A 20,808-nucleotide genomic window follows, 5' to 3' on the forward strand; every position below is an offset into this window, starting at 1 on the left:
CGTGCCCGTCGAGCCGCTCGCGGAAAGCGCGTTCATCGCGGCCCTGCGCGGTCTTTCGCACCGGTACTGGGGCACGCACCCGTTCCACCACCGGCTGCACGCGGGCGAGCTCGACGCGCACGAACTGCGGCTCTGGGCCGCGAACCGGTGGTACTACCAGCAGGTGCTGCCGCAGAAGGACGCGGCGATCATCAGCAACTGCCCGCTGCCGGAGATCCGGCGCCAGTGGCTCGACCGGATCGTCTACCACGACGGGACGAGCGCCGGCAGCAGCGGCACCGAACGCTGGCTGCGGCTCTGCGAAGCGGTCGGCCTCGACCGCGAAGAGGTGCTCGACGAGCGCCACGTCGCCCCCGGAGTCCGGTTCGCCGTCGACGCGTACGTGACTTTCGCGCGCACGAAACCGTGGTGGGAGGCGGTCGCTTCCGGACTGACGGAGATGTTCGCCGGCCACCTGATGCGGCAGCGCGTCGCGGACATGCTCGCGCACTACCCGTGGATCGCGCCGGCAGACCTCGCGTACTTCACCAACCGCATCGACAAGGTCGCCGGCGAAGGCAAGGACACGCTCGACATCGTCGTCCGCCACTGCGTGACGCGCGAACAGCAGGACCGGGCGATCGCCGCGCTGTCGTTCAAGTGCGACGTCCTGTGGTCCGTGCTGGACGCCGTCGAGCGGGCGGCGCGGTGATCACGGCGGGATCGGTGCCGCAGCTCCGGCGGGGTGTCCGATTGTCCTTCGACCACGTCCGGGAGACGCACGTGCTGCTGTTCCCGGAGGGCGTCCTGGTGCCGAACGCGACCGCGGCCGCGGTCCTCGAACTCTGCGACGGCGCCCGCAGCGTCACCGACATCACCGCGGTGCTGGAGCGGCGCTACACCGGCGTCCGCGCGCAGGACGTCCTCGACGTGCTGGCGCGGCTGGGCGAACGGCGGGTCGTCGCATGGACGTGACACCGCCGCTGGGCCTGCTGGCCGAACTGACCCACCGCTGCCCGCTGCACTGTCCTTATTGCTCCAACCCGCTGGAGCTGACCAAGCGGGACGCCGAACTGTCCACCGCGGACTGGCTGTCGGTGCTGTCCCAGGCGCGCGAGCTGGGCGTGCTGCAGGTGCACCTGTCCGGCGGTGAGCCCCTGCTCCGGCCGGACCTGCCGGAGCTGGTGGCGCACGCGAGTTCGCTCGGCTGCTACGTCAACCTGGTCACCTCCGGGCTCGGGCTGACGTCCGCGCGGCTGTCCGGTCTCGTCGAGCGCGGGCTGGCGCACGTCCAGCTGTCGGCGCAAGGGTCGATACGGGACCGTGCCGACGAACTCGCCGGTGCGCGGGCGTTCGACCACAAGCTCGCCGCGGCCGCGGCGGTCAAGGCCGCCGGGCTACCGCTCTCGCTCAACGTCGTCCTGCACCGGCGCAACCACGACCAGGTCGCCGGCATCATCGACCTGGCCGAGCGGATGGGCGCGGACCGCCTGGAGCTGGCGAACACCCAGTACTACGGCTGGGCGCTGCGCAACCGCGACGCGCTGATGCCCACGCCGGAGCAGCTCGCCGTCGCAGAGCCGATCGTGCGCGCGGCCGTCACGCGGTTGCGCGGCGCGATGGAGATCGTCTACGTCGTCGCGGACTACCACGAGCCGTACCCGAAGCCGTGCATGCACGGCTGGGGCGCGCGGCAGCTGACCGTCGCGCCGGACGGCACCGTGCTGCCCTGCCCGGCCGCGTCTGCGATCACGACGCTGCGGTTGTCCTCGGTGCGGGACACCCCGCTGGCCGACATCTGGTACCGCTCGGAGTCGTTCAACGCCTACCGCGGCGAGGACTGGATGACCGAGCCGTGCCGCACGTGCGACCGCCGCGAGCTCGACTTCGGCGGCTGCCGCTGCCAGGCGTTCCTGCTCACCGGCGACGCGGCGGCGACCGATCCGGTGTGCTCGCGGTCGCCGCGGCGGGACGTCGTCGACCTGGTGCTCGCCCGCCCTCCGGTCGCCGGCCTGGTGATGCGCCGGTGAGGGTGATCCTGCTCGGCACCGCGGCGGGTGGCGGCTGTCCGCAGTGGAACTGCGCGTGCCGCCTCTGCACGGCCGGGCTGCCGCCGCGGACGCAGGACTGCGTCGCGGTCAGCGCGGACGGCGCCGGCTGGTTGCTGCTCAACTGCTCGCCGGACATCCGGGCGCAGATCCTCGGGACGGCCGCGCTGCGCGCCGGACCGGGTCCGCGGGACATCCCGTTGCGCGGGGTGCTGCTCACCGACGCCGAACTCGACCATTCGCTCGGCCTGCTGATGCTCCGCGAGGCGGGCGGGCTCCCGGTGTGGGCGCCGGACGCGGTGCTGCGGGCGCTGACGCCGTTCCGCGAGATCGTCGACGGCTACGGGGGCTGGACCTGGTCGTCCCCGGCGGACCTGCCGGGACTGCGGGTCCGGACGCTGCCGGTGAGCGACAAGAAACCGAAGTACGTGTCCTCCGCCGAGGCCGGGCCGTGGGTGGTCGCCTACCGGATCGAGGACCTCGCGACCGGCGGCGTGCTGGTGTACGCGCCGTGCCTGAAGAGCTGGCCCGCCGGGTTCGACGCGTTCGTCGCGGACGCGGACCTCGTACTGCTGGACGGGACGTTCTACGCGCCGGACGAGATGGCCGGGGTCGGCGGACCGGACCAGCTCGCGATGGGGCACCTGCCGATCACCGCGAGCCTGGCCCGGATCGCCGGGCGGCCCTGGGCGTTCACCCACCTCAACAACACGAACCCGGTGCTGGACCCGGCGTCCGCCGAGCACGCCGCCGTGCTCGCCGCGGGCGCCCTGCTGCCCCCGGACGGCACGGAGTTTTCGCTCTAGGCGATGCCTCCGGGAGCGGCCCCGGCCACCTGGACGGCATCGGCGGCGATCCGGTCGATCTCGGCCAAGCCATCCGACGCCAGCACGATGTCGGCGGCGGCGATCCTCGCCTCGACGTGTAGTTCGAGACGCCGACGTGCCGGATCTTCCCGGCGTCGAAGAAGTTCACGCCGAGGTCGCGCGCGTGGTGGATCGCCGCGATCGCGGTGTCCTCGTCGAACGCGCCCCAGTCGCCGCCCAGCTGCCAGGTGCCGAAGGCGACCTTCGGCACTTCGAGGCCGCTGCGCCCCAGGAATAAACCCCCAAATAACTCTTTGACAGTCGTGCCAGACTGTCTCCATGCCGCACGACCACCTCCGGGTACTGGCCCACCCGCTCCGCATGCGCATCCTGTCGCTCCTGACGGGCACGGCGATGAGCGCCGCCGAAGCCGCACGCGAGCTCGGCGAGACGCAGGCGAACACCAGCTACCACCTCCGCCGCCTCCACGACGCGGGCCTGCTGGAGGTGGCCGAGGAAGTCCACATCCGCGGCGGCCGCGCGAAGCGCTACCGGCACCACCCGGAGTCGGGCAAGCGGCTCACGAGCCGCGACCCGGGCGAAGAGCGATTGCTGACGAAAGCGATCGCGGCGGAGCTGGTGCGCCGCGCCGATTCGCGCGCGGCGAGCCGCCCGGCGTCCTTGACCGACGCCGAACTGTGGGTGGCCCCGGAGGTGTGGACGCGGCTGCTGAAGCAGGCGACGGAGCTGAGCCAGGAGCTGCACGACGCGGCCCAGCCACCCCGGACGCCGGGGACGGTCCGGGTCAGCGCCAGCGTCGCCCTGTTCGAGCTGACCGACGGTTCGACGGAACCGCGATGAGCGCGCTCGCCTTCCCCGGTTCCCCGGAGCCGCTCGCGAAACTCCCCGGACCGTCCCGCACCCGACCACTCGCTCCCAGAATCGGACCAGTCCTGTGATCCCACTGCTCGCCCCACTGCGCGAAAACCGCTTCCGCGCCCTCGTCACCGGCCGCACGTTCGCCGACTTCGCCAACGCCGTCGCACCCTTCGCGCTCGCCTTCGCCGTCGTCGACCTGACCGGTTCGGCCGTGGACCTCGGGCTCGTCGTCGGAGCGCGGTCGCTCGCCAACGTGCTGCTCGTGCTGTTCGGCGGCATGCTGGCCGACCGGTTGCCGCGGTCGGTGATCCTGCAAGGCACCGAAACCGCGGCCGCCCTCACGCAGGCCGCCATCGCCGCGAGTGTCCTCTGCGGATTCGCGTCCATCCCGCTGCTGGTCGGGCTCAGCCTGGTCAACGGCGCCGTCTCGGCGATCTCCCTCCCCGCGGCGGCCTCGCTGACGCCGTTGACCGTCCCGGCGTCGCAGCTCGCGCAGGCGAACGCGCTGGTCCGGCTGCTCTCCAACGTCGGCCGCATCGCCGGAGCCGGGCTCGCCGGGATCCTCGTCGCCTTCGCCGGGTCCGGCTGGGCGCTCGCCGGCAACGCCGTGCTGTTCCTCGCCGCCGCGCTGACCTACCGCCGGATCCGCCTGCCGCGCGGCGAACGGGTGCCCGGCAGCCGTCCCCTCGCCGAGCTCGCGGAAGGGTGGCGGGAGTTCCGCGCGCGGGCCTGGGTGTGGCTGGTGGTGCTGCAGTTCATGGTGGTCAACGCGGTGACCGCGGGCGCGCTGCTGGTGATCGGCCCGCTGGTCGCCGACGACACCTTCGGCCGCACCGGCTGGGGACTCGCGCTGGCCGCCCAGACGGCCGGATCGCTGCTCGGCGGCGTCATCGCCGCGCACTGGCAGCCACGGCGGATGCTCCTGATCGGCGTCGCGCTCGTCGTGGCCGACGCCCTGCCGATGCTCGCCCTCGGCGAGACCCCGTACCTGCTGCCGCTGCTGCTCGCGATGTTCCTCGCGGGTGTCGCGATCGAGCAGTTCGCCGTCGCGTGGGACGTGTCGCTGCAGGAGAACATCCCGCCCGAGAAGCTCGCCCGGGTGTACTCCTACGACATGCTCGGCTCGTTCGTCGCGATGCCGCTCGGCCAGATCGCCGCGGGCCCGCTGGCCGAGCACGCCGGCCGCGAAGCGACGCTCCTCGGCGGCGCCACCCTGGTCGTCGCGGCGACCGCGATCGTGGCCGTCCACCCCCAGGTGCGCGGGCTGGTCCGCCGGCGCCGGAGCCCGGCGGACTCGCACTAACGGCTGGCGCGGGGTTCCGGCGTCAGGTCGCGGTGGCCGTCGAGACGCCACCAGCTCTCCAGTGTCTCGCGCAGCGCCTTCAGCAGCTCCCCACCGGTTTCCAGCGGGACCAGAGCGGCCTTCCCGTCGTCCACGCGCAGGGCCGCCGACAAGCGGTTGCCCTGCTCGACCAGCCCCACCACCACCCGGGTGGGCCGCCCGGCCGCGTCGGTGGTCGGGATGGCTCGTTCATAGCGCCAGCCTTCAGCGTTCACCCGGCCGACAGTGGCACAGCTTTCCCCGCTCCGGCCGCCGGTTCACCCTAAGGAGGGTCAGCTGGGCGACCAGGGCCGCACTTCCTCCAGCAGCTTCGCGACGGCGAGCACCAGGTCGTCCGAGTGGCGCGGGCCGACGATCTGCAGGCCCACCGGCAGCCCCGCCGACGTCCGCCCCGCCGGGACGCTGATCGCCGGCTGCTGAGTCATGTTGAACGGGTAGGTGAACGGCGTCCACTCCGGCCATTCGCTCAGCCCGCTGCCCGGCGGCACGTTGTGGCCCGCCTCGAACGCCGCGATCGGGAGGGTCGGGGTGATCAGCACGTCGTAGCGCGTGTGGAACTCGCCCATCAGGATGCCCAGCGCCGCGCGCTCGGCCGTCGCGTCGAGGTAGTCGCTCGCGCTCCACGTCTTGCCGAGCTCCCAGACCTTGCGCAGGCCCGGGTCGGTGCGGTCCTCGGAACCCGGCGGGAACGTGCCGAGCAGCTTCGCCGCGCCCGACGACCACAGGATGTCGAACGCCGGTTTCGGGTCCGCGAACCCGGGATCGGTCTCCTCGATGTGCAGGCCCGCGTCACCCAGCGCGCGCACCGCCGCGGCGACGATCGCCGCCACCTCCGGGTCGACGTCGACGTAGCCGAGCGTCGGCGAGAACGCCGCGATCAGGCCGCGCACGTCCCGCCGGACGGCCTCGCGGAACGACGCCACCGGCGGCGCCAGCGCGGCCGGGTCGCGGTGGTCCGGGATCGACAGGACGTCCAGCAGCAGCGCGGTGTCGTCCACCGAACGCGCCATCGGGCCGGCGTGCGAGAGCGGACCGAACGGGCTCGCCGGGTACAGCGGGATGCGGCCGTGCGTCGGCTTGAGCCCGACGATGCCGCAGAACGACGCCGGGATCCGCACCGAGCCACCGCCGTCGGTGCCGACCGACAGCTCACCCATCCCGGCCGCGACCGCCGCCGCGCTGCCGCCGCTCGACCCGCCCGCGGTCTTGGACGGGTCGACGGGGTTGCGCGTGATGCCGCACAGCGGACTGTCCGTGACGCCCTTCCACGCGATCTCGGGCGTGGTCGTCTTGCCCAGCAGCACCAGGCCCGCCTCGCGCATCCGCGCGGCGACCGGGCTGTCGACGTCCCACGGCTGGTCCGGACTGATGCTCCGCGAGCCGCGGACGGTCGGCCAGCCCTGGGTGAGGAACATGTCCTTGATCGACGCGGGCACGCCGTCGAGCCAGCCGATCGGGTTCCCGTCCCGCCAGCGGATCTCGGACGCCTTGGCCTGCTCCAGCGCCCGGTCGGCGTCGACGAGGCAGTAGGCGTTGCACTCGCCGTCCCGGGCTTCGATGGCCTGCAGCGCGTTCTGGGTCGCCTCGATCGGCGAAAGCTCACCGGTCGCGTAGGCGGCGACGAGCTCGCTGGCGGTCAGCATCCTGTCGTTCATCCGGCTCCCTGGTTCCCCGACGGCACGTAGCCGAGCGTCTTGTCGACGACATTGCGCAGCGGCTCCCCAGCCTGCCAGCGGCGGAAGTTCTCGGTGAACACCTCGACGAGCGTGTTCCGCCAGCCGACGAAGTCACCGGACATGTGCGGCGAGACGAGCACGTCCGGCAGCGTCCACAGCGGGCTTTCCGGCGGCAGCGGCTCGGTGTCGAAAACGTCGAGCGCGGCGCCGGCGATGGACTTGCTCCGGAGCGCGTCCACCAGGTCGGACGTCACCACCAGCTCGCCCCGGCCGACGTTGACGAACCGCGCCGACGGCTTCATCGCGGCGAACGCGCGCGCATCGAACATGCCCTTGGTGTACTCGGTCAGCGGCGCCACGGCGACGACGTAGTCGGCGTGCGGCAGCACCTCGGTGAGCCGCGCGGACTCGTGCACGACACCGAAGTCGGGATCCCCGGTCCGCTCCCGGCGCCCGGCACCGCTGACCCGCATCCCGGCGGCGCGCAGCAGCCGCGCGATGGCCCGGCCGATCGGCCCGGTGCCGACGACCACCACCTCGCGGCCGGCGATCCGCTCGCTCTCGCGGTGCAGCCAGCGGCCCTCGCGCTGCAGGTCGTGCGACCGCGCGAAGTCCTTCGCGAACGCGAGGACGACGCCGAGCACGTACTCCGCGATGGCGTCGTCGAAGACTCCCCGCGAATTGGTCAGGACCACGTCGCTCTCCACCAGCCCGGGGAACAGCACCGGGTCGACGCCCGCGCTCGCGATGTGCAGCCAGCGCAGGCGATCGGCCGCGTACCAGGCGCCCGGCACGGCCGTGGAGAGGAAGTCGTAGACGAACAGCGCGTCGGCTCCGGACAACGCTTCGGGCAGGCCCGCCGCGTCCGTGTAACGCACGACCGCCCCGGATTCGACAGCACGCATGTCCGGTGGGCGCTGCTCGCCACAGAGCACTGCCAGGACCGGGGCTTCCTGGTTTTCCGAGGCGATCACGTTGACACGGTAAAAGCGGCTCGTATGATTGTCAACAATCCGAGGAACGACCCCCGGAGCACCGGACGTGTCATCAAGTGCAGACGTATTCCGGAGGCTGAGCCTTGGATTTCGACTTCCTGGCGTTCGAAGGCCCGCTCGCCCAGCGGGGCATCGGCGTGATCGCCCCCTTCGACCTCGCGCTGGAGCGCGAGCTCTGGCGGTGGGTCCCGATGGAGGTGTCCCTCCACCTCGCCCGCACGCCCTACGAGCCGGTGCCGGTCAGCATGGAGATGGCCCGCCTCGTCAGCGACAGCCACCACCTGGCCAGCGCCACCCGCGACGTCCTGCACGTCGAGCCCGAGGTCGTCGCGTACCTCTGCACGTCCGGCAGCTTCGTCAACGGCGTCGACTACGAGCGCTCGCTGACGAAGGCGATCTGCGACGCCGGCGCGCCGGACGCCGTCACGACCTCGGGCGCGCTGGCCGAGGTGCTGCACCAGCTCGACCTCCACCGCGTGTCGGTGCTTACGCCGTACGACGGCGACCTCACCAAGGCCCTGCACGACTTCCTCGGCGAGCTGAACGTCGAGACCGTCGCCAGCGACCACCTCGGGCTCGGCGGCGGCATCTGGAAGGTCAGCTACCGGACCATCGCGGAGCGCATCCTCGCCGCTGACCACGGCGAAGCCGAGGCGATCTTCGTCAGCTGCACCAACCTCCCCACCTACGACCTGATCGAGCCGCTGGAGACCGCGCTCGGCAAGCCGGTGCTCACCGCCAACCAGCTGACGATGTGGGCGTGCCTGCGGCGCATGGGCCTCCCCATCGTCGGCCCCGGGAAGTGGCTTCGTGACGTGTCGTGACAGAGCGCGCCCGCCCGGCGCCCGGAGCGACTTCGACGTGGACGAACATGTCGGGGAGCGCCCGGCAGGTCGTGAAGGTTTTCCTTGACCACCCCTCTAGCATTGTCGACAATTTGCGTCCCTCCGGAGGTTCCGTGACCACCATCGGCTTCATCTACCCCGACCACGCGGCCGAAGACGACTACCCGCTGGCCGAGCAGCTGCTCGGCGGGATGGCCGCCGACGAGGGCGACATCCGGCTCGCGGTCGAGCACATCTACGGCACCGACAAGCACGCGGTGGCGGAACTGCTCGACCTCGGCAGCGAAAGCCGCCTCGCCGATGGCGCCGCGCTGCTCAAGAAGCACGAGCCCGACGCGATCATCTGGGCCTGCACGAGCGGCAGCTTCGTCTACGGCTGGGACGGCGCCCGCGACCAGGCCGACCGCCTGTCCGCCGTCGCCGGGGTTCCGGCCTCCAGCACCTCCTTCGCGTTCGTGCACGCCGCGCGCGCCCTGGACGTCAAGCGTGTCGCCGTGGCCGCCAGCTACCCGGACGACATCGCCCGGCTGTTCGTCGACTTCCTCAAGGCCGGCGGCATCGAGGTCGTCTCGATGGCGAGCGCGGACATCATCACGGCGGCCGAGGTCGGCGCCATGCCCCCGGAGGCCGTCGTGGAGCTCGCCGTGCGCCACGACCACCCGGCTGCCGACGCCGTTCTCGTGCCGGACACCGCCATGCGCACCCTCGGCGAGATCAACGCCATCGAAGCCGCGCTGAAGAAGCCCGTGCTGACCGCCAACCAGGTCACGGTGTGGGAGGGGCTGCGCCTGACCGGGCGGCACCGCCTCGTCCGCTCGCTCGGCGCCCTCTTCCGGCACCTGCCGGACGGGGGCGCCTGACATGGCCCTGCCGCCGGGCATGCTGCCCGAGATCGAGCCGGTCAGCCGCGAGTCGACGGCCGCCGTCATCGCTCGTCAGCTGCGTGACGCGATCATGACCGGCGCCCTCCCGCCCGGCACCCAGCTCGGCGAGACCGAGCTGGCCGCACGGTTCCAGGTGTCACGGGGGCCGCTCCGGGAGGCCATGCAGCATCTGGTCTCCGAGGGACTCCTGCGCAGCGAGCGGCACCGCGGGCTGTTCGTGATCGACCTCGAGCCCGGGGACGTCTACGACATCTATGCAGCTCGAACGGCGATCGAACGCGCCGCCATGCTTCGCGCCCTGCGGGGCGGGGACCGTGACCGGATCGCGGACCTGCTCGAACACACCGTCGCGGAGATGGCGACCGCCGCGAGTGAAGACGATCCGAACGCGCTCTCCACCGCGGACCTCAAGTTCCACGAGGCCCTCATCGGCGCTTCGGGCAGCAAGCGGCTCGTCCGGATGGCCCGGACGCTCCTCATCGAGACGCGGATGTGCCTCACCGCGCTGCAAAGCACGTACCAGCGGGTCGAAGAACGCGTGGAAGAGCACACGAAGCTCATCCAGGCGCTGCGGGACGGCGACGAGGAGACCGCGCTGGCGCTCCTCGAGGCGCACATGGAGGACGCGGTGCAGCGGCTCGCGCCCGGCACCAGCCTCCGGGACGGGCACGCGCCGCCGGTACCGGGAAACGCGTGACCGGAGGGCCGCCAAGCGCGATCGCAGGGGCGACACGCGGACCGTGACGGACGGTCCGCGCACCTCGGAGGCCGGTTCCTCCGCCCAGGCCGCCGCTGCGGCCCGCTCGTCCGCCCACGCCGCCGGCTCATCCGCCGCTTCGTCCAGCCCATCCGCCGCTGCGGCCGGTTCCTCCGCCGACGGCGCCGGCTCGGCCACGGATGCGGCCGATTCGTCCAGCCAGGCGGCCGGCTCCTCTCCCCAGGCGGACCCTTCGTCCGCCCAAGCGCCGGGCTCGTCCACCCACGTCGGCTCGTCAAGCCGGACGGACACCATGTGCGCCCGGCTGGACGGCACGCGTGCGTGGACGGCCGGCACGGGTATCGGGAAGCAGTCCCTGGGCACTCTGCACGCGCAGTCAGCCGGCACGGCGCACCCCCAGCACCGGCTGGCCGCCCCGGCCGTCGCGGAAGTCGGGTGACCACGGCCAGCGGCCGTGCTCGTCCGCGTGGACCAGTTGCAGCGCACGGATTTCCGGACCGTACAAGGCGACCGCGAAAACCAGGTGCGCCGACGGCTCCGTCAGCGGGACGACCTCGACCAGCGGGCCGTCCCGCAGCGGAATGCGTTCCCCCGGCTCGGGTGGCGACGCGTGCAGTGCGTGCGACGCCAGGTCGTTGAGCAGTTCGGCGGCTTCCTCGAGCGGTAAGCCGGTGGTGACCAGTTCAGGCAGGCCGTACCCGCTGAGCCCGATCGTGTAGGCCCACGGCGGATACAGCTCGTTGCCCTCCACGCCTTGCACGAGCCAGCCCCGATCGGCCACCTTCTCCTGGAGCATCGCCAGGTAGTCGGACTGTGGCCGATCCGGGTTTTCGCATTGCCAGCACATCGGTTTCTCCTCCCCCTCGGTGGGCTTGTGGCCACCGTGCCGGAGGGCACCGACAAAAACTCAGCCCAGTGCTTCGGCCACTGCCGTGCCGAGCCGTTCTGTGGTATCCGTGCCGCCGAGGTCGGGGGTGCGCACGCGGCCCTCGTCGAGGACGCGGTCCACGGCGGCGCGGATCGCTTGCGCGGCAACGGTTTCGCCCAGGTGTTCGACCAGCATCGCGGCCGCCAGGATCTGCGCCACGGGGTTCGCGATCCCCTGTCCGGCGATGTCCGGAGCGCTCCCGTGAACCGCCTCGAACATCGACGGGGATTCACCCGATGGGTTGATGTTGCCGGACGGCGCCATGCCGAGGCCGCCCGTGATCGCGGCCGCCAGATCGCTCAGGATGTCGCCGAAGAGGTTCGACGCCACCACGACGTCGAGCCGATCCGGTGCCTGGACCATCCGCGCGGCCAGCGCGTCCACGTGCATCTGTTCACTGTGGACATCCGGGAATTCGGCGGCGACCTCGGCGAAGATCTCGTCCCAGAACGGCATCGAGTGGATCAGGCCGTTGGACTTCGTCGCCGAGCAGACGCGCGAAGACCGCGTACGCGCCAGCTCGAAGGCGTACCGGATGATCCGTTCGACACCGACCCGCGTGAAAACCGACTCCTGCAGCACGAATTCGTCCGGCCGCCCGGCGTTGTGCCGCCCGCCGATCGCGGAGTACTCCCCTTCGGAGTTCTCGCGGACGATGACCAGCTCCAGCTCCTCGGCCTTCCGCCCGGCCAGCACGGACGTCGTGCCCGGCAGCAGCCGCACCGGGCGCAGGTTGACGTACTGCTGGAACGCGCGCCGCAACGGGATCAGCAGGCCCCACAGCGAAACGTGGTCCGGCACGCCGGGGAAGCCGACCGCGCCGAGCAGGATCCCGTCGTACGCCGAGAGCTGCGCGACACCGTTTTCCGGCATCATCGCGCCGAGTTGCGCGTACCGTTCGCAACTCCAGTCGAATTCGGTCCACTCCAGCGAAAAGCCGAAGAGCGCGGACGCCCGGTCGAGGACCTTGCGGGCCTCGACCGTGACGTCCACGCCGATCCCGTCGCCGGGGATGCTCGCCAAGCGGTAGGTCGTCACAGGGCCACCGCGATGTACTTGGTCTCCAGGAACTCCTCGATGCCGACCGTGCCGCCCTCGCGGCCGAGGCCGGACGCCTTGATCCCGCCGAACGGCGCCGCCGGGTTCGACACGATGCCCTGGTTCAGGCCGATCATGCCGGCTTCGAGCGCTTCGGACACGCGCAGCGCGCGCTTGAGGTCGCTGGTGAAGACGTAGGAAACGAGACCGAACTCGGTGTCGTTCGCCTTCGCCACCGCCTCTTCCTCGGTGTCGAACGGCGTGATCGGCGCGACCGGACCGAAGATCTCCTCGTGCGTCAGCCGCGCGTCCTGCGGGACGTCGGTGAGCACGGTGGCTTGGTAGAAGTGCCCCGGCCCGTCGACGCCCGCACCACCGGTGAGCACCCGCGCGCCGCGGTCGGTGGCGTCCTTGACCAGCTCCGTCACCTTGTCGACGGCCTTGTCGTCGATCAGCGGGCCGACGACGACGTCCTTCTCGGTGCCGCGGCCCATCGGCAGCGCCTGCATGCGCTCGGTCAGCCGCCGCGAGAACTCCTCGACGACGCCGCGCTGCACGTAGAACCGGTTTGCCGCGGTGCACGCCTCGCCGATGTTGCGCATCTTCGCCTGCATCGCGCCGTCGATGGCCGCGTCCATGTCCGCGTCGTCGAAGACCAGGAACGGCGCGTTGCCGCCCAGCTCCATCGACGTGCGGAGGATCTTGTCGGCGCACTGCTCCAGCAGCTTGCGGCCGACGCCGGTGGAACCGGTGAACGAAAGCTTGCGGGCCCGGCCGTCGCGGATCAGGGGCTCCATCACGCCGCCGGAGTCGCTGGTCGTGATGACGTTGAGCACGCCCTCGGGCAGTCCGGCCTCGGCGAGGATGCCGGCCAGCGCGAGCATCGACAGCGGCGTCTGCGCGGCGGGCTTGATCACCGACGTGCAGCCCGCGGCGATCGCCGGCCCGATCTTGCGGGTGCCCATCGCCATCGGGAAGTTCCACGGCGTGATCAGCAGCGTCGGGCCGACCGGCTGCTTCGTGATGAGGAACCGGCCCACGCCGTTCGGGGCGGTCGCGAAGCCGCCGTCGATGCGGACGGCCTCCTCGGCGAACCAGCGGAAGAACTCCGCGGCGTAGGCGATCTCGCCCTTCGACTCGGCGAGCGGCTTGCCCATCTCGAGCGTCATGAGCAGCGCGAGTTCCTCCTGGCGCTTCATCAGCAGCTCGTACGCCCGGCGCAGGATCTCGCCGCGCTCCCGCGGCGCCATCTTCGCGAAGTCCGATTGCGCGGCGACGGCGGCGTCCAGCGCGGCGAGGCCGTCCGCCGAGGAGGCGTCGGCGACCTGGCACAGCTCCTTGCCGGTGGCCGGGTCGACCACCGGGAACGTCTTCCCGGACTCGGCGGCGACCCACTTGCCGCCGATGAACAGTTCCTTGCCGACCGCGTCGACGACGCCGGACTCGGTGCTCGCGCTCATCCCGACTGCTCCTCACGTGTTGTCCCGAGGGCCATGCTATGGATATTGTCAACAATCGACAACCCGCTCAACCGACCTAGGAGCACGCTGCCATGGCCCAGCTATCTCCGCTGCTCAAGCAGGCAACGCCCGTCGTGGTCGACCACGGTGAAGGGGTTTACCTCTACGACGTCGACGGCAAACGCCACCTCGACTTCACCGCCGGCATCGGCGTCACGAGCACCGGGCACTGCCACCCGCACGTCGTGCGCGCGGCGCAGGAGCAGATCGGCAAGCTCGTCCACGGGCAGTACACGACAGTGATGCACCAGCCCCTGCTGGAACTGACCAAGCGCCTCGGCGACGTGCTCCCGAACGGACTGGACTCGCTCTTCTACGCGAACTCGGGCAGCGAAGCCGTCGAAGCGGCGTTGCGGCTCTCGCGGCAGGCGACGAAGCGCCCGAACGTCATCGTCATGCAGGGCGGCTTCCACGGCCGGACCGTCGCGGCGGCGTCGATGACGACGTCCGGGACGCGGTTCAGCGCCGGCATCGGACCGTTGATGGCCGGCGTGCACGTCGCGCCGTTCCCGTACGCCTACCACTACGGCTGGGACGAGCAGACCGCGACGAAGTTCGCGCTGCGCGAGCTGGACTACCTGTTCCAGACGGTCAGCGCCCCGAACGAGACCGCCGCGATCTTCGTCGAGCCGGTGCTCGGCGAGGGCGGGTACGTCCCGGCGAACACCGAGTTCATGGCGGGCCTGCGCGAGCGCGCCGACCGGCACGGCATCCTGCTCGTCCTCGACGAGATCCAGACCGGCTTCGGCCGCACCGGCAAGTTCTGGGGACACGACCACTTCGACGTCTCGCCCGACATCGTGCTCATCGCGAAGGGCCTGGCGAGTGGCTTCCCGCTGTCCGGCATCGCCGCTTCGCAGGAGCTGATGGCGAAGGCGTTCCCGGGTTCGCAGGGCGGGACGTACGGCGGGAACGCCGTCTCGTGCGCCGCGGCGATCGCGACGCTCGAGGTCATCCAGCAGGAGAACCTGGTGGAGAACGCCGCCGAGCGCGGGCGCCAGTTGCTCGAAGGCGCGCGGGTGATCGCGGACAAGACGCCGGCGATCGGCGAGGTGCGCGGGCTCGGCCTGCTGGTCGGCTCGGAGTTCACCACCGCCGACGGCGAGCCGGACGCCGCGACCGCGGCGGCCGCCCAGCAGACCGCGTCGAAGAACGGCCTGCTGCTGCTCACCTGCGGGCCGTACATGAACGTCGTCCGCATGGTGCCGCCGCTGGTCGTCAACGCCGAGCAGGTCGACGACGCGCTGCGCATCTGGGGCGAGGTCGTCGCGTCCGTCACGGGGAGCTGAGCATGGCCCGGTACATCACGATCACCCTCGACAAGCGCGGGGTCTCCTGCCGGGCCCGGCTGCTCGACGACGAAGCGCCGCGGACGTGCCGCGCGGTGTGGGACGCGTTGCCGCAGAGCGGTTCCGCCTACCACGCGAAGTATGCGCGCAACGAGGTCTACACGCTCGTGCCGCCGTTCGCGGAGCCGAAGCCCGGACGCGAGAACCCGACGATCACGCCGATCCCGGGTGACGTCGTGTACTTCGGCTTCGAAGCCTGGGAGATCGGCAACCCGGCGTACGGCTACGACGAGGACAGCGAGGCGCACAGCGACCAGGGCGCGACCGACCTCGCGATCTTCTACGGGCGCAACAACCTGCTGATCAACGGCGACGCGGGCTGGGTGCCCGGCAACGTGTTCGCCACGATCGAGGAGGGCCTGGCCGAGATGGCGGCGGCCGCGCAGGACCTGTGGCTGCGGGGTGTGGAGGGCGAGACGCTCTCGTTCGCGCGAGCCTGATTCTCTTCTCCCCCAAGGGGACGCCGGGTGCGGATGCCGCGCCCGGCGTCCCCTTTTCGCTGCTGGCCGCCACTCGAAAGGGTGATCATCGGGAACTTACCTTTCGTGGCCGGTGATCACCGGATCGAGCTACCCACATACCCGGGATGCCGGATCAAGGCTGACATCACCGACAGTGATGATCGACTCGCCTACTACCCAGAGTGGCTGACCGCCGAAATGGGCACCCCGGCGTCGAACACGAAAGGATTACGTGTTTAGGATGGGAAGATTCCGCGTTACCGGGAACACTCGGAAATGGCTCTTTGACAGCTCGCCAGCACAGTGAAAACCTGACTCCGCTCTTACCGGAGCATCTCCAGGGAAATCATTGTTGAGTCACTAAGGAGCCATTCCATGCAGACGTTCGCCCAGCACGCGCACTACTGCCACGACATCATCTCGGGCGCGCTGGCGCACCTCGCGCACCTCATCGGCTGGCTCGTCTGATCCAGGCCTGAACCGGACGGCCCGGCCGCGGGAAACCGTGGCCGGGCCGTTTTCACGCCAGCTCTTCGAGTCGCGCGAAATCGGCGTCGAAAAGCTCGATTTCCGCGGCGCCGCAGTTTTCTTCGAGGTGCCCGATCGACGACGTACCGGGAATGGGGATCACCACCGGCGAACGGCGCAGCAACCAGGCGAGGGACACCTGGGCGGGTGTCGCGCCGAGTCCGGCCGCGACCTTTCCGAGCACTCCGCCGGCCGTCGCGTGGTCACCGCGGGCGATCGGCAGCCACGGCACGAACGCGATCCCCTCGCGCTCGCAGTAGGCGAGGACGTCTTCGGACGCGCGGTCGGTGAGGTTGTAGCGGTTCTGCACGCTGGCGATCGGCGCGATGGCCCGCGCCTCGGCCAGCTGCGCGACGCTCACTTCGGACAACCCGATCCGGGCCACCTTGCCCTCCTCCCGCAGCCGAGCAAGTGCGCCGACCTGGTCGGCCAGCGGCACCTGCGGGTCGAGCCGGTGCAGCTGCAGCAGCTCGAGGCGGTCGACACGCAGGCGTCGCAGCGAAAGTTCGGCCTGCTGCCGCAGGTATTCGGGCCGGCCGAGCGGCACCCACTCGCCCCGGCTCGGACGCGCGTGCCCGCACTTCGTCGCCACGAGCAGCCCCGGGTACGGGTGCAGGGCGCGGGCGAGCAGCTCTTCGTTCAGGCCCAGGTCGTAGGCGTCGGCGGTGTCGAAGAACGTCACGCCGAGTTCGGCCGCACGGCGGGCGACCGCTTCGGCGCCGTCGCGCGCATGGTCCCACTCGGTGAGCCGCATGGCACCGAAACCGAGGCGGTGCACGGAAAAGCCGTCTTCGAAGGTGTGCGTCAAGGTCATGGGGGAAGCTTCGCCGCCCTCCGCGTCACCCACCAGAGATTTAGTCTCAGCTAAATTCAAGCCGTTGTAACCAATAGATCACCGAGCGCATCCAGAATGTGAAAAACCTTCATGGCGGCGTACCGGCGGTACGTACTACGCTGCGGTAACCACAGCAACGGCGCGGAGGAGAAACTCTCGATGGGCGACGTGGCGGCACGGCTGGCCGGGATCGTCGGGGACAAGAACCTGCTCACGGGCGAGGCGATCTCCGAGGACTACGCGCACGACGAGGCACTGACGGCGAAGCCGCAGAAGCCCGCGTACGTCGCGAAGCCGGCAACCGCCGAGGAAGTCGCGGAGCTGCTGAAAGCGGCTTCGAAGGACAACGTCCCCGTGACCGCGCGCGGCTCCGGGAGCGGCCTGTCCGGCGCCGCACGACCTCGCGAAGACGGACTGCTGATCTCGTTCGAGCGCATGAACGCCGTCCTGGAGGTCGACACCGGCAACCACGTCGCCGTCGTGCAGCCCGGCGTCACGCTCGCCGAGCTCGACGCCAAGACCGCCGAAGCCGGTCTGAGCTACACCGTCTACCCCGGCGAGCTGAGCGCGAGCGTCGGCGGGAACGTCGGGACCAACGCCGGCGGGATGCGCGCGGTGAAGTACGGCGTCACCCGCAACAACGTGCTGGGCCTGCAGGCCGTCCTGCCAACCGGCGAGATCCTCCGGACCGGCGGCAAGACGTCGAAGATCTCCACCGGCTACGACCTCACGCAGCTGATCATCGGCTCCGAAGGCACCCTCGCGCTGGCCACCGAGATCACCGTCAAGCTGCACCCGCGGCTGACCCACGGCGCCACCGTGCTCGCCCCCTTCGGCGACTTCGGGCAGGTCATGGCCGCCGTGCCGGAGATCCTCTCCAGCGGGCTCGGACCGCACATCCTCGAGTACATCGACAACCTGACGATGGCGGCGATCGTCTACAACGAGAAGCTCGAGCTGGGCGTGCCGGACAAGATCCGCGAGACCAGCGAGGCCTACCTCGTCGTCGCGCTGGAGAACCGCGAGAGCGGACGCCTGGCCGAGGACGTCGAGACGGTCGGCGAGCTGCTCGGCGAACTCGGCGCCACCGACGTCTACGTCCTCGAAGGCAACGCCGCGCGCAAGCTCATCGAAGCCCGCGAGAAGGCGTTCTGGACCGCGAAGGCGGCCGGCGCCGACGACGTGATCGACGTCGTCGTGCCGCGGACCGCGATGCCGCAGTTCATCTCGAAGGCCCGGGAGCTGGCGATGGCCGCGGGCGGCGGCGCGCTCGGCTGCGGGCACGCCGGCGACGGCAACGTCCACCTCGGGATCTTCTGCAAGGACGCGGCCAAGCGGAAGCAGCTGCTCACCGACATCTTCGCGTACGCGATGGAACTCGGCGGCGCGATCTCCGGCGAGCACGGCCTCGGCCGCACCAAGGCGAGCTACCACCAGGAACTCGAAGACCCGGCGAAGATCGAGCTGATGCGCCGGATCAAGCAGAGCTTCGACCCCGCCGGGATCCTCAACCCCGGCGTTCTCTTCCCCGAAGGAACCGCATGAGTGAGCTGAACGGCGCCCAGTCCCTGATCCGCACGCTGGTCGACGCCGGCGTCGAGGTGTGCTTCGCGAACCCCGGAACGTCGGAGATGCACTTCGTCGCCGCGCTCGACACCGTCCCGGAGATGCGGGGCGTGCTCGCGCTGTTCGAAGGTGTCGTCACGGGGGCTGCCGACGGCTACGCGCGCATCGCGGACAAGCCCGCCGCGACACTGCTGCACCTCGGTCCGGGCCTGGGCAACGGCCTGGCGAACCTGCACAACGCGCGGCGCGCGCACACGCCGATCGTCAACGTCGTCGGCGACCACGCGACCTACCACAAGCAGTACGACGCCCCGCTGGAGTCGGACATCGAGGCCGTCGCGGGCTCGCTGGAAGGCTGGGTGCGGCGCTCGGAGCACACCAAGGACGTCGGGGCCGACGCCGCCGCCGCGGTCGCCGCGGCCCAGGACGCGCCCGGCCGCGTCGCGACACTGATCCTGCCCGCGGACGCGTCGTGGGGCGACGGCGGCGAGACCTGCGCGCCGATCCCGCCGCGCGTACCGCAGGCCGTCGACGCCACGACCGTCAAGGACGTCGCCGCGGTGTTCGGCGCCGGCGAGCCGGTCGCACTGCTCATCGGCGGTGCCGCGTGCCGCGAGGAGGGGCTGCGCGCGGCGAGCCGGATCGCCGCCGCGACCGGCGCGAAAACTTTCGTCGAGACGTTCCCGTCTCGTCTGGAGCGCGGCGCCGGGCTGCCGAACATCGAGCGGCTCGGGTACCTCGCCGAGCAGGTCACCTACCAGCTCGACGGGATCAAGCACCTCGTCATCGCGGGCACGAAGGCACCGGTGTCGTTCTTCGCCTACCCGGGCAAGCCGAGCGACCTCGTGCCCGAAGGCGCGAAGGTGCACACGCTCGCGTCCGTCGGCCAGGACGTCACGCGCGCGCTGAACGAAGTCGCGGACCTCGTCGCCGCGGGCACCGAACCGGTGCTGCAGCAGCCGTCCCGTCCCGCGCTGCCGACCGGGCCGCTGACTCCGCAGAACTGGGTCGACGTCATCGGCGCGCTGCTGCCGGAGAACGCGATCATCGCCGACGAGGCCAACACGTCCGGCCTGATGCTGCCGGCGGCGACCGCGGGCGCGCCGCGCCACGACGTCCTGACGCTCACCGGCGGCGCGATCGGCTACGGCATGCCGGTCGCGACCGGCGCGGCAGTGGCGGGACGGGACCGTCCCGTCCTGAACCTGCAATCGGACGGCAGCGCGTTGTACACGATCTCCGCGCTCTGGACGCAGGCCCGGGAGAACCTCAACGTCACGACGGTGGTGCTCAACAACCGCGCGTACGCGATCCTGCGGCTGGAGCTGCAGCGCGTCGGCGCGGCGTCGGGCGGGCCGAAGGCGAACGAGCTGCTCGACCTTTCGCGCCCGGACATGGACTTCGTGAAGATCGCGGAGGGCATGGGCGTCCCCGCGACGCGCGCGACCACCGCGGAAGAGCTCGCGGAACAGCTGCAGCGCGCCTTCGCCGAGCCCGGTCCGCACCTCATCGACGCCGCGGTGCCGCCGCTGCTGTAGAACCGGACTATTCTCCCGTCACACCCCTGAGTCCGGGAGCGGCGGATGAGCGAAGACGAACACGCGAAGCGGGGCATCGACCTCGAGCGACCGAACGCGGCGCGCGTGTACGACTACATGATCGGCGGGAAGCTCAACTACGCCGTCGACCGGATGTTCGCCGACCAGATCACCGGGGTGCTGCCGAACGCGCGGCACATGGCGCTGACCAACCGGGCGTGGCTGCGCCGCGCCGCGCGGTTCGGCGCCGAGCAGGGCGTCCGGCAGTTCCTCGACATCGGGTCGGGCATGCCGACAGTCGGGCACGTGCACGAGGTCGTCCAGGCCATCGACCCGACGGCGCAGGTGGTGTACGTCGACAACGAGCCGATCGCCGTCGCGCACAGCGAGATCGTCCTCGAGGACAACGACAACGCGGCGATGGTCCAGGCCGACGCCGAGTACCCGGACGAGGTGCTGGAGCACCCGACCACCGAGGCGATGATCGACTTCAGCGAGCCGGTGATGGTCATCATGGCCGCGTTCGTGCACTTCATCCCCGACTCCCGTGACCCGGCGGGCTTGATCGCCCGCTACGCCGACGTGCTGGCGCCCGGCAGCTACCTCGCGCTGTCTTCCGGGACGTGGGAAGGGCAGGGCGAGGAGACCCGGCGGTCGGTTTCGCTGTACGAGAAGAGCGGGACGCCGTTGACGCTGCGCTCCCCCGACGAATTGAGCGCACTGGTGAAGGGCTTCGAGATCCTGCCGCCGGGCGTGGTGTTCACGCCGGAGTGGCGCCCGGACGAGCCGCTCGAGGACCCGCCGGCGCGCTCGGGCGGGCTGGCGCTGGTGGCGCGGAAGATCTAGGCGGCCCGGCCCGGCTATCCTCGCCTG

The 20,808-nt window shown here is 71.0% G+C and carries 22 protein-coding genes; 14 read left to right on the top strand and 8 right to left on the bottom strand.

Features of this window, described 5'->3' with window-relative positions:
- Position 1 precedes the first annotated feature (1 nt).
- From pqqC to pqqB, 4 genes are read left to right on the top strand one after another with little or no spacing between them, the layout of a single operon-like run.
- On the top strand, positions 2-691 hold the full coding sequence (gene pqqC, locus AB5J73_RS04105) for a pyrroloquinoline-quinone synthase PqqC (protein ID WP_370968278.1): 690 nt from the start codon (positions 2-4) through the stop codon (positions 689-691).
- Positions 688-954 (top strand): pyrroloquinoline quinone biosynthesis peptide chaperone PqqD, encoded by a 267-nt coding sequence (gene pqqD / locus AB5J73_RS04110; RefSeq protein WP_370968280.1) that lies wholly within the window; start codon positions 688-690, stop codon positions 952-954. The genes pqqC and pqqD overlap by 4 nt, the downstream gene beginning before the upstream one ends.
- On the top strand, positions 945-2,009 hold the full coding sequence (gene pqqE, locus AB5J73_RS04115) for a pyrroloquinoline quinone biosynthesis protein PqqE (RefSeq protein WP_370968282.1): 1,065 nt from the start codon (positions 945-947) through the stop codon (positions 2,007-2,009). Before pqqD ends, pqqE begins: the two co-directional genes overlap by 10 nt.
- On the top strand, positions 2,006-2,833 hold the full coding sequence (gene pqqB / locus AB5J73_RS04120; protein WP_370968285.1) for a pyrroloquinoline quinone biosynthesis protein PqqB: 828 nt from the start codon (positions 2,006-2,008) through the stop codon (positions 2,831-2,833). Before pqqE ends, pqqB begins: the two co-directional genes overlap by 4 nt.
- Here the strand turns inward: pqqB and AB5J73_RS04125 are convergent.
- Entirely contained in the window at positions 2,730-3,269 is a 540-nt protein-coding gene (locus AB5J73_RS04125) for an aldo/keto reductase (RefSeq protein ID WP_370968287.1), read from the bottom strand. The genes pqqB and AB5J73_RS04125 overlap by 104 nt on opposite strands.
- On the opposite strand from AB5J73_RS04125, the gene AB5J73_RS04130 reads away from it, so the two are divergent.
- The gene (locus AB5J73_RS04130) at positions 3,173-3,694 is read left to right on the top strand and encodes an ArsR/SmtB family transcription factor (RefSeq protein WP_370968290.1); all 522 of its coding nucleotides are present in this window, start codon (positions 3,173-3,175) and stop codon (positions 3,692-3,694) included. The genes AB5J73_RS04125 and AB5J73_RS04130 overlap by 97 nt on opposite strands.
- Before the next feature lie 97 nt (positions 3,695-3,791).
- Positions 3,792-5,015 (top strand): MFS transporter, encoded by a 1,224-nt coding sequence (locus AB5J73_RS04135; protein ID WP_370972916.1) that lies wholly within the window; start codon positions 3,792-3,794, stop codon positions 5,013-5,015.
- Here the strand turns inward: AB5J73_RS04135 and AB5J73_RS04140 are convergent.
- The 3 genes from AB5J73_RS04140 to AB5J73_RS04150 are packed head-to-tail and all read right to left on the bottom strand — an operon-like array spanning position 5,012 to position 7,704.
- Positions 5,012-5,269 carry a hypothetical protein gene (locus AB5J73_RS04140; RefSeq protein WP_370968293.1) on the bottom strand — a complete coding sequence of 86 codons (258 nt, stop codon included), beginning with the start codon at positions 5,267-5,269 and terminating at the stop codon, positions 5,012-5,014. The genes AB5J73_RS04135 and AB5J73_RS04140 overlap by 4 nt on opposite strands.
- 57 nt (positions 5,270-5,326) lie before the next feature.
- Positions 5,327-6,709: an amidase gene (locus AB5J73_RS04145; RefSeq protein ID WP_370968295.1), complete on the bottom strand. Its 1,383-nt coding sequence runs from the start codon at positions 6,707-6,709 to the stop codon at positions 5,327-5,329.
- On the bottom strand, positions 6,706-7,704 hold the full coding sequence (locus AB5J73_RS04150) for a D-2-hydroxyacid dehydrogenase (protein WP_370968298.1): 999 nt from the start codon (positions 7,702-7,704) through the stop codon (positions 6,706-6,708). Before AB5J73_RS04150 ends, AB5J73_RS04145 begins: the two co-directional genes overlap by 4 nt.
- Positions 7,705-7,808: 104 nt before the next feature.
- Here AB5J73_RS04150 and AB5J73_RS04155 point away from each other — a divergent pair, with 104 nt between their 5' ends.
- From AB5J73_RS04155 to AB5J73_RS04165, 3 genes are all read left to right on the top strand, one after another.
- A complete protein-coding gene (locus AB5J73_RS04155; protein WP_370968301.1) occupies positions 7,809-8,549 on the top strand; it encodes an Asp/Glu/hydantoin racemase in 741 nt (246 codons plus the stop codon).
- A gap of 134 nt (positions 8,550-8,683) precedes the next feature.
- The gene (locus AB5J73_RS04160) at positions 8,684-9,430 is read left to right on the top strand and encodes a maleate cis-trans isomerase (protein ID WP_370968304.1); all 747 of its coding nucleotides are present in this window, start codon (positions 8,684-8,686) and stop codon (positions 9,428-9,430) included.
- 1 nt (position 9,431) lies between these two features.
- A complete protein-coding gene (locus AB5J73_RS04165) occupies positions 9,432-10,151 on the top strand; it encodes a GntR family transcriptional regulator (protein WP_290049529.1) in 720 nt (239 codons plus the stop codon).
- Between the two features lie 397 nt (positions 10,152-10,548).
- On the opposite strand, the gene AB5J73_RS04170 is transcribed toward AB5J73_RS04165, so the two are convergent.
- From AB5J73_RS04170 to AB5J73_RS04180, 3 genes are read right to left on the bottom strand one after another with little or no spacing between them, the layout of a single operon-like run.
- The gene (locus AB5J73_RS04170; RefSeq protein ID WP_370968308.1) at positions 10,549-11,019 is read right to left on the bottom strand and encodes a DUF4262 domain-containing protein; all 471 of its coding nucleotides are present in this window, start codon (positions 11,017-11,019) and stop codon (positions 10,549-10,551) included.
- Positions 11,020-11,079: 60 nt separating this feature from the next.
- A complete protein-coding gene (locus tag AB5J73_RS04175; RefSeq protein ID WP_370968310.1) occupies positions 11,080-12,138 on the bottom strand; it encodes a tartrate dehydrogenase in 1,059 nt (352 codons plus the stop codon).
- Positions 12,135-13,598, bottom strand: coding sequence for an NAD-dependent succinate-semialdehyde dehydrogenase (locus tag AB5J73_RS04180; protein ID WP_370968312.1), 1,464 nt, complete (start codon positions 13,596-13,598; stop codon positions 12,135-12,137). The genes AB5J73_RS04175 and AB5J73_RS04180 overlap by 4 nt, the downstream gene beginning before the upstream one ends.
- A 92-nt stretch (positions 13,599-13,690) precedes the next feature.
- Here AB5J73_RS04180 and AB5J73_RS04185 point away from each other — a divergent pair, with 92 nt between their 5' ends.
- Both AB5J73_RS04185 and AB5J73_RS04190 read left to right on the top strand, forming a co-directional pair.
- Entirely contained in the window at positions 13,691-14,947 is a 1,257-nt protein-coding gene (locus AB5J73_RS04185; RefSeq protein WP_370968314.1) for an aspartate aminotransferase family protein, read from the top strand.
- Positions 14,948-14,949: 2 nt separating this feature from the next.
- Positions 14,950-15,447: a DUF3830 family protein gene (locus tag AB5J73_RS04190; RefSeq protein WP_370968316.1), complete on the top strand. Its 498-nt coding sequence runs from the start codon at positions 14,950-14,952 to the stop codon at positions 15,445-15,447.
- A gap of 541 nt (positions 15,448-15,988) precedes the next feature.
- On the opposite strand, the gene AB5J73_RS04195 is transcribed toward AB5J73_RS04190, so the two are convergent.
- On the bottom strand, positions 15,989-16,810 hold the full coding sequence (locus tag AB5J73_RS04195; RefSeq protein WP_370968318.1) for an aldo/keto reductase: 822 nt from the start codon (positions 16,808-16,810) through the stop codon (positions 15,989-15,991).
- 180 nt (positions 16,811-16,990) lie between these two features.
- Here AB5J73_RS04195 and AB5J73_RS04200 point away from each other — a divergent pair, with 180 nt between their 5' ends.
- The 3 genes from AB5J73_RS04200 to AB5J73_RS04210 are packed head-to-tail and all read left to right on the top strand — an operon-like array spanning position 16,991 to position 20,781.
- Positions 16,991-18,376: an FAD-binding oxidoreductase gene (locus AB5J73_RS04200; RefSeq protein WP_370968320.1), complete on the top strand. Its 1,386-nt coding sequence runs from the start codon at positions 16,991-16,993 to the stop codon at positions 18,374-18,376.
- Complete coding sequence (locus AB5J73_RS04205; protein WP_370968322.1) at positions 18,373-19,935, top strand: acetolactate synthase large subunit; 1,563 nt, start codon at positions 18,373-18,375, stop codon at positions 19,933-19,935. The genes AB5J73_RS04200 and AB5J73_RS04205 overlap by 4 nt, the downstream gene beginning before the upstream one ends.
- A gap of 45 nt (positions 19,936-19,980) precedes the next feature.
- Positions 19,981-20,781 (top strand): SAM-dependent methyltransferase, encoded by an 801-nt coding sequence (locus tag AB5J73_RS04210; RefSeq protein WP_370968324.1) that lies wholly within the window; start codon positions 19,981-19,983, stop codon positions 20,779-20,781.
- Positions 20,782-20,808: the final 27 nt, after the last annotated feature.

Source organism: Amycolatopsis sp. cg9 (genome assembly GCF_041346945.1).
Taxonomy (GTDB): Bacteria; Actinomycetota; Actinomycetes; order Mycobacteriales; family Pseudonocardiaceae; genus Amycolatopsis.

Coding starts and splice junctions, on each gene's coding strand:
- pqqE (WP_370968282.1), top strand. CDS start 945: ATGGACGTGACACCGCCGCTGGGCCTGCTGGCCGAACTGACCCACCGC.
- AB5J73_RS04130 (WP_370968290.1), top strand. CDS start 3,173: ATGCCGCACGACCACCTCCGGGTACTGGCCCACCCGCTCCGCATGCGC.
- AB5J73_RS04145 (WP_370968295.1), bottom strand. CDS start 6,709: ATGAACGACAGGATGCTGACCGCCAGCGAGCTCGTCGCCGCCTACGCG.
- AB5J73_RS04165 (WP_290049529.1), top strand. CDS start 9,432: ATGGCCCTGCCGCCGGGCATGCTGCCCGAGATCGAGCCGGTCAGCCGC.
- AB5J73_RS04170 (WP_370968308.1), bottom strand. CDS start 11,019: ATGTGCTGGCAATGCGAAAACCCGGATCGGCCACAGTCCGACTACCTG.
- AB5J73_RS04180 (WP_370968312.1), bottom strand. CDS start 13,598: ATGAGCGCGAGCACCGAGTCCGGCGTCGTCGACGCGGTCGGCAAGGAA.
- AB5J73_RS04185 (WP_370968314.1), top strand. CDS start 13,691: ATGGCCCAGCTATCTCCGCTGCTCAAGCAGGCAACGCCCGTCGTGGTC.
- AB5J73_RS04190 (WP_370968316.1), top strand. CDS start 14,950: ATGGCCCGGTACATCACGATCACCCTCGACAAGCGCGGGGTCTCCTGC.
- AB5J73_RS04195 (WP_370968318.1), bottom strand. CDS start 16,810: ATGACCTTGACGCACACCTTCGAAGACGGCTTTTCCGTGCACCGCCTC.
- AB5J73_RS04200 (WP_370968320.1), top strand. CDS start 16,991: ATGGGCGACGTGGCGGCACGGCTGGCCGGGATCGTCGGGGACAAGAAC.
- AB5J73_RS04205 (WP_370968322.1), top strand. CDS start 18,373: ATGAGTGAGCTGAACGGCGCCCAGTCCCTGATCCGCACGCTGGTCGAC.
- AB5J73_RS04210 (WP_370968324.1), top strand. CDS start 19,981: ATGAGCGAAGACGAACACGCGAAGCGGGGCATCGACCTCGAGCGACCG.